We start from the raw sequence: 13,092 nt of genomic DNA on the forward strand, positions 1-13,092 counted from the left end.
AGGACACCCGCTAAATAAGTTAGTTTTTTTGAATATACCACCAATTTTGGAACATGCTCGTAATAATCGGTGTATGCTCAAGTATGAGTCCTGCCAAAATCGAACTGTCAATGAATGTCTGAATCGATTCCACAGGCAGCAATGCCACAACATACAGCCCGATAAACAAGACAAGATACATTTCGATAAATCCAAGAACTGCCCCTAATACATAGTTTAGAGAACTTAATACAGGTAAATACGTTAAAAAATCAAACATCGACCCGACTATTTGCAAGGCAATCTTAACTGCAAAGAAAATAATGGCAAACGCAAAGACGCGATAGAATGTACGGTCAACATCGAGTGAATCCAGAACGAGCGTCATTGTTGAACCTTCTGTAAATCCTGGATACGGAATCCATAAAACAAATTTTTCTGCAAGCGGTTTATAATAAATAATCGCTACAATGAGGGCAATAATAAAACTTCCGATATTAATCAGCTGAACAACGAACCCTCGTTTCGCTCCAACTATAAGACTAATGATAAAGACTGCAAGAATAATTAAATCCAACATGTATGTCAACCCTTCAAATGTTTCAATTGTATTTCTAGTTTTTCAAATTTCTCTTTTAATAAGAGATAGTCGTGCACAGAATTAACGGCTGTTAATACAGCAAGCTTCGCTGTATCTAAAGATGGATTATGGGCACTGATTTCCCGCATTTTGTCGTCCACTAATGAAGCAACAAGACGCATGTGGACCGATGATTCTGTTCCTACCATTTTATATGTATTACCATATATTTCTACGGAAATGCGATTCTTTTCTTGCTCAGCCAAAATAATCCCTCCAGAAAAAATAAGTGAACAGTAACGAATAAACTTTTTCGTTCTTTGCCAATAAAAGAGTGAACGCAGAACTGATTGATTCTATTATATAACGATGCCATTTTCCTATTGTACATCATAACATTTCCAATTTCACTATCGCAACACCATGTCCCGAATGTTCCTGTGAAAGAAGCATACATATGTAAGTTCCCCTTTTTTTTCAAAAAAGCTATACTACATAGTAATACATCGTTTTTGAAAGGATCGATTATGACAAATATCGTTTTACTTTGCAGTGCTGAACAACAGCAATCAATTCAACAATTCTATAAAGACGCTCTTATTGAACGAAAAGCTCCCGGCGTTATTTTTGCTGCAAAACTTGCAGATACGGCTATTACTGCATATAAGTCAGGGAAAGTAATGTTTCAAGGGGCTGGTGCAGAACGTGAAGCGGCACGCTGGGGGCAAGCAGGTGCTTCAACGGCTAAAATTGCCTCCACGAAAGGTGATACACTTCCGGACAATTTTGCGTCATTATCAGTTTTAGGCTCAGATGAGACTGGAACGGGCGATTACTTTGGCCCTGTAACGGTTGCCGCTGTCTATGTTCCCGCAGATAAAATAGCGCTCGTCCAGGAACTTGGTGTGAAGGATTCCAAACAATTGACTGATGACTATATGCGACAAATTGCTCCGGACTTGATGAAGGTATGCGTTCACAGTATTTTGACGCTGCGCAACGATAAATACAATGCAATTCAGGCACGCGGGTATTCGCAGGGGAAAATTAAAGCGCTGCTGCACAATCAGGCATTAAAGCATGTACTGACAAAAATAGCACCGGAAACCCCGCAATATATTTTAATCGACCAATTTGCAGAGCGTGGAATTTACTATAATCACATTAAAAATGAAAAAGAAATTGTCCGCCAAAATGTCCTGTTCTCGACTAAAGCAGAAAATCTGCATGTAGCTGTTGCTACTGCATCGATTTTGGCGCGTTATGCATTTCTTAAAGAAATGGATCGTCTTGCCAAAGTGACAGGGTTCCCTCTTCAAAAAGGAGCAAGCGGCAAAGTCGATGAAATGGCCGCTAAAATTTGGTTGAAGCATGGCGAGGAGACGCTTCGTTCCCTAACGAAATGGCATTTTGCCAATACGGAAAAAGCACGCAAACTTCTGCAAAAGAAAAAATAGAAAAATGAGCTGCCGCCATCAATTGGCAACAGCTCTTTTGTATTATTTTTCCATTACCGCAAAATAATTTTCCTCATCATCGGCAAAGTTGAAAACTTTCCCGAAAGGCATCTTCATAAATTCCCCGACCGTAATACCTTTTGCCTTAAAATCTTCATACAGTTCCTCTAAATTTTGTGCATAGAACATTAATGAAGGTGTAGACAAATTCAATTCCGGAGACATTTCTTCAATTTTCTTTTTATCATGTAATACAATGGTTGTCTGTGTTTCATCTTTTGGTGCAATCGTAATAATCCGCATGCCGTTATTGATGTCGGAAACTACAGTAAATCCTAAGTTTTCAGTCCAGAAATTTTTTGACTGTTCCTGGTCTTCTACATACAACATGACTTGCCCTAATTGTTCAATCATTTTTCGAACTCCTTTTTATAAAGCGTACTTTACCCAAGTATAGCAAATAAAAAAACGGCAGGAGTAGAAAACACCCGCCGTTACAATTATTTTATTTTTTTTCAGGAGCTGGTCCCGTATAGTCCTCACGTTTCGTCACATCAACACGTTTAATAAATAAAGCTAACACTAACGCTACCACTGTAATTGCTGCTGCTACGAAGAAACTGTACGTAATTCCGTCCAGCATTGCCTGTTGCATTAATTGTGCTTGGGCCTGTGCAATTTGCTCAGCAGTCGGCTGTACTGCAGATGAAGCGTTCGCTTGCATATCCGCAGCAATTTCAGCTGCACGTGTTTTAGTATGTGAGTTGAAGATTGTTACTAAAACAGCTGTACCAATTGCCCCTGCTACTTGCTGAGCTGTATTGTTCATCGCTGTACCATGCGGATTTAAACGGTTCGGTAATGCATTTAAACCGTTCGTCATAATTGGCATCATAACCATTGAAATACCTAACATACGAATTGTGTAAATCGAAATAATAAATAAGTAAGTTGAATCAACTTCCAAATAACCTAATCCGATCGTTGCTAATGTTGTAATCGTTAATCCGATAACCGCTAAAATACGCGGGCCAAAACGGTCGAATAATTTCCCTGTAATCGGCGACATAATCCCCATTACTATCGCACCCGGTAACATCATTAAACCTGCTTCAAACGGTTCGATTCCACGAACATTCTGCACATAGGCAGGTGTTAAAATCATCCCCGAGAACATCGCTACAGATAATACCATTGATACGACAGATGCTAAAGCGTATGAAGGATATGTGTAAATACGTAAATCCAGTAGCGGCTGCTCTAAACGGAACTGGCGAATGATAAACCATGCTAAGCCAATTGCCCCTACAGTAATTGTTCCCCATACTTCAATTGCTGACCAGCCAGCTGAACTAGCTGTACTGAAGCCGTATAATAATCCGCCAAAACCAATTGTAGACAATCCAATTGAAAGTATATCGATTTTAGCGTCACGATTTGGAAGAACATCTTCCAGTTTCCAAATTGCCAATAATAGTGATAAAACGGCAATTGGAAGAATCATTTTGAACAGTACGCTCCAGTCATAATGTTCAACAATCCATCCAGATAAAGTCGGCCCGATTGCTGGTGCCAATACCATTACTAAACCGAACATCCCCATTGCCTGTCCGCGTTTTTCAACCGGGAAGCTAATTAGCATAACGTTCATTAAAACCGGTGCCATTGTAGCTGCACCAGCTGCCTGAATCATACGGCCTGCCAGTAAAAATCCAAAGGTAGGCGCAAATGAAGCCAATGCTGTACCGATAACGAAAATCGACATCGATATAATGAATAAAGGTCGTGTTCTGAACTTTGTAATTAAATATGCAGAAGCCGGAACCAATACCCCGCTCACTAGCATATAGCCTGTCGCTAACCATTGTACTGTCGAATAATCTTCAATATCAAAGGCAGCCATAATAGATGGTAATGCTACGTTTAATAATGTGTTATTTAAAAATGCTACAAACGCCCCGACGAATAATACGGCGATCATTAAATACGGGGGCTTTTTAAATGTTTTTACATCTTGTGTCTGTTCCATAATTTTATTTCCCTTCTCTAATCTTTCAATCTTCCTATTTCTGTACTCGAACTATTTTATACTCAGAGTCCAATAAATTCAACAATTTTATACTCGCAGTCTAAAAACATTGCGAATACGCGCTTCAAACAGTAGAATGAGAGTATAATTCAGTGTATATATTTCAAAAAAAATCACATTTATTATGTTATATGCAAAGGAAATCGTTTTAATTGATATGGAGGAAGTTCATGAATCAACGAAAAAGACAGGTACTTGATAGTGCATTGCAGCTTTTTATCGAAAAAGGCTTTCATGAAACATCAATACAAGACATTTTAGACAAAGCGCTTATTTCAAAAGGGACATTTTATAATTATTTTTCTTCTAAAGTGGAATGTTTTAAGGCGATTATGGAACAGACCCGGTACGAAGCAAGCTTATTACGCCATGAAATGCTGCTGAATCAAGATATTACCGATGAAAACTTATTATTGGAACAAATTCTCGTTCTTATGCAAATCAACAAAAAACAAAACTTAATATCCGTGTTCGAAAATATTTTCCAGTCGAACGACAAGGAGCTCCGTCATTTATTGGAACGCTATCGCCTATTGGAAATTGAGTGGGTATCCAATCGTTTCACAGATATTTTTGGCGAAGAGGTCCGCCCCTATTCACTTGAGCTTGCCATTATTTATTTTGCGATGGTTCACCATTTAACCTATTCCCACCGCCTCTTCTACAGTGAAATGATCGACCAGAAGAAAATATTGCAAATAGCACTTCGCAATGTGAAAGCAATTTATCCTATTATGTTGGAAAATGGTGAAATCCTCGTTACACAGGACGCCCTTCAACTAGTGGAAGAGAAAACAATTTACCAGTCGATTACAAAGAACGATTTAATCGAAAAGGTTAAGGGCTTCCTTGATCAGTTAAAACTGGATACTGACAATATAGTGGGTGCACAATTCACTGAAAGTATACTGGATGAGCTGCAGCGTAAAGAGCTGCGTCTTCCGGTTATCGAAACATTGCTTAAGCCTTTCCGCGAATCATTCGCAAACACACTGCACGCCGGGGAAAATGTCGAGCTTGCAAATTTATTATGGTACTTTATCAAAAACGTGGACCAGAAGTGATGTTCGCACCTGATTCCTTTTCCAATAAAAAAGTCGTATTGAACGTCATCTGTTCAATACGACTTTTTATTAGTTATTGCTCGTTGAGATGTGGACTTTCAGTTGCTTGCCTTTAATTGGTGTTGTTTTCATCGCTTTTAATACTAGATTACCTTTGCCATTTAAAATTTCCACGAATGTAGATGTATCCAGAATCGTAATAATGCCGATATCTGCAGCGGTCATTCCCGGAATTTTTGCGATCGTTCCAACAAAATCAATAGCACGCAGCTTTTTCTTCTTTCCGCCGTTAAAATAGAGCTTCGTAATGTTGGCATCAACTTTGGCATTCTTTTGTTTTTTCTTTTGTGGTCGGCTTTGCATCTTTTTATCAAACGCTTCCGCCTTTGCCTCTACTTCTTCATGTGTCGGCAAATCCACCTTTGGAATTTCAAATCCGATCAGTTCTTCAATTCCAGCAAGGAAGTCATGTTCAAACGGTGTCACAAACGTGACAGCCTTCCCTTCCTTGCCGGCACGTCCTGTTCGACCGGTACGGTGTACATACGCTTCTTTTTCCATCGGTAAATCATAGTTAATCACCAATGAAATATTCTCGATATCAATACCGCGCGCCGCCACATCTGTTGCCACTAGATAACGGAAGTCTCCGCGTTTATAATCATTCATGACAAGTAGACGAGTTGACTGGTCCATACCGCCATGCAGCTTATCGACACTGTATTCGCGATCATATAAATAATCGTGCAGTGCATCGACACGATCTTTCGTACGACAGAAAATAATGCACGTATCCGGATTTTCCACAACCGCAATTTTTTCAACAGCAGCTGTTTTTCCCTCGTCCTGTACTTCAATAACCGCATGCTCAATTTTTGGCGCAGCCTCTTCTGAATGGACTTCAATATCAATAGGATTATTTAAATAATTGGAAGCCAATTTTTTTATCGTTTCCGGTACTGTCGCTGAAAACAGCATCGTTACTTCACGATGCTCTACATGAGTCAGTATCGCTTCAACTTGCTCGATAAAACCCATGTTAAGCATTTCATCTGCTTCATCAAGAACAACATAGCGTATTTTATCAAGCTTCAATGTTCCCTTTTCGATATGGTCCAGTACGCGTCCAGGAGTACCAACTGCAATATGTGTTTTTTGCTTTAATTCGTCCTGCTGATAACGGAACGGCTGTTTTCCATATAGTGCGGCAGCTTTAATGCGTTTGTAACGTCCGATATTGGTAAACTCTTCTTTTACTTGGACAGCCAATTCACGTGTTGGTGTTAATACTAGTGCTTGTGGCTTGTTTTCAATCCAATCAATATTTTCGCAAATTGGAATCGCAAAGGCAGCCGTTTTCCCGCTTCCTGTTTGTGCTTTTACAATTAGATCTTGTTCCTTTAATGCATGGGGCAACACTTTTTGCTGAACTTCAGTCGGTGTGCTGTAATCCAAATCTTTAAGCGCACGCTGTAATTCTGGTGATAATGGATAGTCGTTAAAATTAGTTGTCATATTTATTCCTCATTTTCTTCTATTAATGAATGATTCCCGGATCAACAATAGCGATAAATTTTCTCGTTGCTTTTGAAAGTGAAACATTTTTCAAATGGACAATTCCTAAATTACGCTTAGGAATTGGCTGTTGGAGCTCAATTTCATATAAAAGCCCTTTATCCAAGTAATCGATCGCAAACTCCTTTGTTACACTTGCGACGCCTAAATTAATTTTTGCAAATTCCAATACTAAATCATGTGAGCCTAACTCGAATTCAGGTGAAATTGTGTAGCCTTGTTCTTTTAAATAGTTTTCCACATAATTACGGGAGTTTGCCTTTTTCTCCAAAAAAATTAATGGCAGCTTCATGAGCATATCAAGGCGAATTGGCTTTTTAGATAAATTTTTATATTTTTGTCCGCACACAAATATATCATGAATTTCCTTACAAGGGATAACTTGAAGCTGTGGATCTTGAATCGGCAAGTTACATATGCCCAAATCCGCTTCCCCTGATTTAATAAAAGCTAATATTTCATTCGTAGTCCCGTTTAAAACCTTTAGTTTAATGCCAGGATATTTAATATGGAACGCCTCTAAATAAGGCAGTAAAAAGTATCTTGAGATCGTATCCCCGACTCCAATACGCAAAACGCCTGTACGCAAATTTTTAAATTCGGCGATTTTTTCTTCACCTGCGTCTAAAATACCAAGAGCTGAATTGACATATTCATGTAACAATTCACCTTCTTCTGTTAAGGTTACCCCTTTTGGTGTTCTGTTAAATAACACTGTATCAAGTTCTTTCTCAAGTTTTGAAATAGACTGGCTAACGGCAGGCTGTGTCATATATAAAGCAATTGCTGCCTTTGAAAAACTTTTGCTTCGGCTCACTTCATTAAAAATGCGATATGCCTCCAACTTTATTATCATATAACCCTCACTTATATCTGATATTAGAATTATTAATTTTACTTATATCACATGAACAGGTTATAGTAAACATTGTGAGATTACTTATGTTTTACTTAATAGTAAGCAAAGACAATTAAAATATAACTTACAGCTATTGAAGGAGAGATTATTTTGGAACGTGTAGTAGGTACGGTTGTACGAGGTCTTCGTGGCCCAATTATTAATGAAGGGGACGATATTGTTCAAATCGTTTTTGATACAGCGTTAAATGCTGCAAAGACAGAAGGCTTTGACATTGAAGATCGTGATATTGTGACAGTGACAGAATCTGTTGTTGCACGTGCACAAGGTAACTACGCTAAAATTTCAGATATCGCATCTGATGTAAAAGCTAAATTCGGTGATGACACTGTAGGTGTAATTTTCCCGATTCTTTCGCGTAACCGCTTCTCGAACATTTTAAAAGGAATTGCAGCAGGTACAAAGAAAATCGTTCTTATGCTAAGCTATCCATCTGATGAAGTGGGTAACCATTTAGTATCATTGGATGAGCTTGATGAAAAAGGGATCAACCCATGGACTGATGTATTGACAGAAGCTGAATTCCGTGGTCATTTCGGTTTTAACAAACATACATTTACAGGTGTAGACTACATCGAATATTATAAAGAATTAATCGTTGAGCAAGGTGCGGAAGTTGAAGTCATCTTCTCGAACAATGCAAAAACGATTCTAGATTATACGGAAAGCATTTTAACATGCGATATTCACTCTCGCTTCCGTACAAAACGTATTTTAAAAGCTGCTGGTGCAGAAAAAGTTTATGGTCTTGATAATATTTTAGCTGAATCTGTAAACGGATCTGGCTTCAACTCTAAATACGGATTACTTGGATCAAATAAATCGACAGAAGATGGCGTGAAATTATTCCCGGACAACTGTCAGCCAATCGTTGATGACATCCAGGCTAAAATTTTAGCAGCTACAGGAAAACTTGTAGAAGTAATGATTTACGGTGATGGTGCATTTAAAGATCCAGTCGGCCAAATTTGGGAGCTTGCAGACCCTGTTGTATCACCTGCTTACACGCCAGGTCTTGACGGTACTCCGAACGAAATCAAGTTGAAGTATTTAGCGGACAATGATTTCGCTAACCTGCATGGTGAAGAGCTGAAAGATGCGATCAAAGAATATATCAACAATAAAGAAGAAGATTTAACTGGTAATATGGCTGCACAAGGTACAACGCCTCGTAAGCTGACAGATTTAATTGGTTCATTATCTGACTTAACTTCCGGTTCAGGCGATAAAGGAACACCAATGATCTACATCCAAGGTTATTTCGATAATTATACAAAATAAAAAATAGACTCAATTCCCCGCTCCGGGAGTTGAGTCTTTTATTTGTATTTAAATAAGTTCAAACTAAAACGGTGCAAATTTGAATTTCACAATTTGCACCGTCACTTTGTTTAAAAGTAATTTTATAGATTTTTATGATTTATTTCTCAATACCTTCTGTCCACTTGTCCACAACGTCTTGGTTTGCTTCAACCCATTGTTGTGCAGCTTCTTCAGGTTTTGTTCCTGAGTAGATGTTCAGCATAACTTCTTCGATATCTTCTGTTGTCCATTCAAATGCATCTAAAATCTTGAATGCATCAGGTGATTCTTTTTCCAAGTTTTGACGGACAAATGTATGAATACTTTCTTCTCCGCCGAACACTCCTTCAGGATCTTCTAAATACTTCAAATCGAAGTTGGCGAATTTCCAGTGTGGGCTCCAGCCTGTTACAACGATGTCTTCTTCGTTTTTAATCGCCTGTTCTAAAGCTACTGTCATCGCACCAGATGAAGATGGCTGTAACGACCAAGATTCCAGGTTTGGATAAGTTTCAAGTGCTTTTTCAGCCGCTGCAACTACACCCGCACCGGCTTCAATGCCTGTAATAGTCGAAGCTGCTTCTGTCGATAAATCAGCAATTGATGTTGCTTCCATATAGCTTGGTACAACTAACCCGATTTTTGCCCCTTGTAAGTTTGGTCCTAAATCTTCTACATCTGCACCGTATTTTTCATACTGTGACGCGTGTGTGGCAGGCAACCAGCCAGATACCATCGCATCTGCTTCACCTTTTGATACAGCTTCCCACATGATGGCATTGTCCAATGGTGTAATATCAACTTTATAGCCGACACTTTCCAGTACTTCTGCCACTACATACGTAGATGCAACTTCTGAGTCCCATTCTACATAGGCTAATTCAATTGAACCTAAATCTTCTGATGATGACGTTTCTTTTTTCTCTGTTGTATCATCTCCACACGCAGCTAATAATAGTGCTGCGCTCATTGCTGTTGCTGCAGGCATCCATTTTAATTTTTTCATTTTACTTTCCCCCATTTGATTTTTCTTTATTTAAACTTTGTGTTAAACGGTCTACAATAATAGCAAAGATTACTAGACTGATCCCCGCAACAAACCCATTACCGATTTGCGCTCGTTGTAGAGCCGATAATACTTCACGGCCTAAACCCGGTGCACCGATCATTGAGGCAATAACGACCATTGATAGCGATAATAATACCGTTTGGTTAATACCGGCCATAATTGTAGATCTTGATAGTGGCAGTTCCACTTTCACTAATTTTTGAGTGAAAGTACTACCATAAGAATCCGCCGCTTCGATTAAATGAGTCGGAACTTGACGGATACCGAGATTTGTAAAACGTACAGTTGGTGGTAATGCGAAGATTACTGAGGCAAATACACCTGGTACGACACCAATTCCGAAAAATGCAACAGCTGGAATTAAATAAACGAATCCAGGCATTGTTTGCATAAAGTCTAAAATTGGTTTCAAAATTTCTTCTAATACTTTTGATTTTGACATGAGGATTCCAAGGGGAATACCGATTACAATCGCGATTAAACTAGAAAACAGCACGAGTGTAAAAGTATTCATAAGCTGATCCCATAAGCCTTGGTTCAATATGAACAGTAAACCAATGATTGAAAAGATGGCTAAGCCGAATTTTTTACCTGTTGCGAAAAATGCTAACACGGCAATGATTAAAATAAATACATACGGCGGAATAGCTGTTAATCCGGATGTAACCAGATCCATCAGATCTTCACCATTATTTTGAATAAAACGGAATTGGGCTGAAAAAGTGTCTGTAACTATATCCATCAAATCTTCAACTTTTTCCGCTACCGGTAATGGCGTTGCTAAATTTAAAATTTTACTCATTGTCTACACCTCCGTTTTTTTCAGAGGCTAACGACTCTAAAACAACTCCACGGATTAGTACTCCGCGCAGTTTTCCGTCTTCGACTACTGCAACCGGTGTCGGAGAATCGGAAATAACCGATAAAATGTCCTGTATTACTGTGGATGGCTCAACAATCGGCATATCATTGCGTAAAATTGTTTGCAGTGACTTTTCACCGGATTGTGCAAGCTCCAGTGCATCATTTGCAGTAATATAGCCTAAATATTTTCGGGCTTTATCTACTGCGAGCAGAACACTTACTTTATCTTCTCTCATTCGCTGCAACGCAACTTTCGGTCCTTCATGATCAATTTGAATTGTCATCGGACGAATCATCGCATTTTCCGCCGTCAATACTTTCGAACGGTCTACATCTTCAAGGAATGAGCGGACATACTCATTTGCAGGGTTAGTCAAAATTTCTTCCCCTGTCCCTACTTGTATGATCTTTCCATCCTTCATAATGGCAATACGGTCTCCAATACGAAGTGCTTCATTTAAATCATGTGTGATAAAGACAATTGTTTTTTGTAAATTAGCTTGTAACTCCAACAGCTCATCTTGCATTTCTTTACGAATGAGCGGATCAAGAGCAGAAAAAGCTTCATCCATTAATATGATTTCTGTATCATTTGCCAACGCCCGTGCAAGTCCTACACGCTGCTGCATACCACCTGATAATTGATCTGGATACTGGTCTTTATAGGAGAGCAACCCTGCATTCTGTAAAGCCTTTTCTGCTTTTAATCGTCTTTCCTCTTTAGGAACGCCTCTGACTTCCAGGCCATACTCTGCATTTTGTAAAATGGTACGTTGCGGGAATAATGCGAAGTTTTGAAACACCATGCTCATTTTTTCCCTGCGAACAAGCTGCAGGCTCTTTTTATTGAGCTTTGTAATATTTTGATCATCTATATAAATATCACCACTCGTCGGTTGAATGAGACGATTGAGTAAACGTATTAATGTAGACTTCCCACTTCCTGAAAGCCCCATAATTACGAAAATCTCACCTTCTTCAATTGTCAAACTAGCTTCATATACACCTACAGTAGCATTTGTCTCTTTTAAAATCTGTTCTTTGGATTTCTCTTGCTTCACGAGCTTTAATGCCTGTGATGTATTTTTTCCAAATACTTTAGTGACTCGGTCTATTTTAATTTTCCCCATAATCCACTTCCTAATAATAATTAATTTCACGCTAGTAACAACTTTGTATTTATCTCGAGTTGTTAAAAGCAACAACTTTTATATTAATAGACGTTGTTACTATTGTCAAATAAGAATTGAGTTTTTTCTCTCCTATCTAGAAATAAAGTCCTTGAAACAGAAAAAACCACTCCCCAGATACAATGAGAGAGTAGTTTGTTTTTGTTATAAATTTGACGATGTTTATCTATTCTGATTGAAAGTTGTTACTTTCTAGTTGTAAAAAGTGTTTTACATTCGAATAGCATTCTTCTTTACCAATAAAAAATAATGTATCTCCGGCGGATAATGTTGCATATGGCCCAGGCGAAACAATTAGCTCATGATCTTTTTTGATTCCTATTATTGTAGCACCTGTTTCCTGCCAGAAATTGATCTCACCAACATTTTTAGATAGGAATGGACAATTATCAGTGATATCAATTTGAAAAGGTACGAACGGGTTTATCGATTGATAGCGGCTTGTCCGGTTGACCATTTCTCCTAATGTATCCTGGAAATGATGCAATTCGTCTATTTGGCGGTCAATACTATCAGTTAATTGCTTTTGCAAATCTCTTATCGATTTAACACCTGTTAAACGCTGAATGTATTTAGCCGCGTTTTCATAGGAAACGATGACAACACCGCTCCCCTTTGTCGCTTCTACTATATTTAAATCCTGCAGAACAGCAATCGCTCTTCTGGCGGTTTCAGACGAAACACTGTATTGAGATGCCAGTGACGAACGGGCATAAATCTTCTCCCCGACAACATATTTTTTTTCAACAATTTTAGCGGCAATATCTTCTGCTATCACTTGATATTTAGGCTGCTTAATTTGGATTTTCTTCTCCATTATTTGCACTCCTTTGTGCTGTGTTCAGTATGCATATGCGAAATTCATGTAATTATACTATACCGAAATTATATACCTTTTTATAAAAACCACAAACAGTTCACTGATTTTCAACAATTTAACTCTAACTGTTTCTAAAATATGGTAGTGATAAATAAGGTTTTTTTTTCTGTAAAATACTAACAAT

13 protein-coding genes are annotated in these 13,092 nt (G+C 38.4%); 3 read left to right on the plus strand and 10 right to left on the minus strand.

Features of this window, described 5'->3' with window-relative positions:
* Positions 1-19: 19 nt before the first annotated feature.
* Positions 20-559, minus strand: coding sequence for a CvpA family protein (locus MKZ25_RS13380; RefSeq protein WP_340801952.1), 540 nt, complete (start codon positions 557-559; stop codon positions 20-22).
* Between the two features lie 5 nt (positions 560-564).
* A complete protein-coding gene (gene zapA / locus MKZ25_RS13385) occupies positions 565-825 on the minus strand; it encodes a cell division protein ZapA (protein ID WP_340801953.1) in 261 nt (86 codons plus the stop codon).
* 261 nt (positions 826-1,086) lie between these two features.
* Here zapA and rnhC point away from each other — a divergent pair, with 261 nt between their 5' ends.
* Positions 1,087-2,016, plus strand: coding sequence for a ribonuclease HIII (gene rnhC, locus MKZ25_RS13390; protein ID WP_340801954.1), 930 nt, complete (start codon positions 1,087-1,089; stop codon positions 2,014-2,016).
* A 42-nt stretch (positions 2,017-2,058) separates the two neighbouring features.
* Here the strand turns inward: rnhC and MKZ25_RS13395 are convergent, their stop codons facing one another.
* Together MKZ25_RS13395 and MKZ25_RS13400 are read right to left on the minus strand one after the other, a co-directional pair.
* Entirely contained in the window at positions 2,059-2,430 is a 372-nt protein-coding gene (locus tag MKZ25_RS13395; protein ID WP_340801956.1) for a VOC family protein, read from the minus strand.
* 91 nt (positions 2,431-2,521) lie between these two features.
* Positions 2,522-4,045 carry a DHA2 family efflux MFS transporter permease subunit gene (locus MKZ25_RS13400; RefSeq protein ID WP_340801958.1) on the minus strand — a complete coding sequence of 508 codons (1,524 nt, stop codon included), beginning with the start codon at positions 4,043-4,045 and terminating at the stop codon, positions 2,522-2,524.
* Positions 4,046-4,275: 230 nt separating this feature from the next.
* On the opposite strand from MKZ25_RS13400, the gene MKZ25_RS13405 reads away from it, so the two are divergent.
* Positions 4,276-5,169 carry a TetR/AcrR family transcriptional regulator gene (locus tag MKZ25_RS13405; protein WP_340801959.1) on the plus strand — a complete coding sequence of 298 codons (894 nt, stop codon included), beginning with the start codon at positions 4,276-4,278 and terminating at the stop codon, positions 5,167-5,169.
* A 69-nt stretch (positions 5,170-5,238) separates the two neighbouring features.
* Here the strand turns inward: MKZ25_RS13405 and MKZ25_RS13410 are convergent, their stop codons facing one another.
* Positions 5,239-6,684, minus strand: a complete 1,446-nt coding sequence (locus MKZ25_RS13410) for a DEAD/DEAH box helicase (RefSeq protein ID WP_340801960.1) — start codon at positions 6,682-6,684, stop codon at positions 5,239-5,241.
* Between the two features lie 22 nt (positions 6,685-6,706).
* Positions 6,707-7,600, minus strand: a complete 894-nt coding sequence (locus MKZ25_RS13415) for a LysR family transcriptional regulator (RefSeq protein WP_340801961.1) — start codon at positions 7,598-7,600, stop codon at positions 6,707-6,709.
* Between the two features lie 153 nt (positions 7,601-7,753).
* Here MKZ25_RS13415 and MKZ25_RS13420 point away from each other — a divergent pair, with 153 nt between their 5' ends.
* The gene (locus tag MKZ25_RS13420) at positions 7,754-8,944 is read left to right on the plus strand and encodes a coenzyme F420-0:L-glutamate ligase (protein WP_340801962.1); all 1,191 of its coding nucleotides are present in this window, start codon (positions 7,754-7,756) and stop codon (positions 8,942-8,944) included.
* 139 nt (positions 8,945-9,083) lie between these two features.
* Here the strand turns inward: MKZ25_RS13420 and MKZ25_RS13425 are convergent, their stop codons facing one another.
* From MKZ25_RS13425 to MKZ25_RS13440, 4 genes are all read right to left on the minus strand, one after another.
* On the minus strand, positions 9,084-9,971 hold the full coding sequence (locus MKZ25_RS13425; protein WP_340801963.1) for a glycine betaine ABC transporter substrate-binding protein: 888 nt from the start codon (positions 9,969-9,971) through the stop codon (positions 9,084-9,086).
* 1 nt (position 9,972) lies between these two features.
* Complete coding sequence (locus MKZ25_RS13430; protein WP_340801964.1) at positions 9,973-10,836, minus strand: ABC transporter permease; 864 nt, start codon at positions 10,834-10,836, stop codon at positions 9,973-9,975.
* Entirely contained in the window at positions 10,829-12,028 is a 1,200-nt protein-coding gene (locus tag MKZ25_RS13435; protein WP_340801965.1) for a quaternary amine ABC transporter ATP-binding protein, read from the minus strand. The genes MKZ25_RS13430 and MKZ25_RS13435 overlap by 8 nt, the downstream gene beginning before the upstream one ends.
* 226 nt (positions 12,029-12,254) lie before the next feature.
* Positions 12,255-12,905, minus strand: a complete 651-nt coding sequence (locus tag MKZ25_RS13440) for a TrkA C-terminal domain-containing protein (protein ID WP_340801966.1) — start codon at positions 12,903-12,905, stop codon at positions 12,255-12,257.
* Positions 12,906-13,092: the final 187 nt, after the last annotated feature.

It is taken from the genome of Solibacillus sp. FSL W7-1464, assembly GCF_038004425.1.
In the GTDB taxonomy this organism is placed as follows: domain Bacteria; phylum Bacillota; class Bacilli; order Bacillales_A; family Planococcaceae; genus Solibacillus.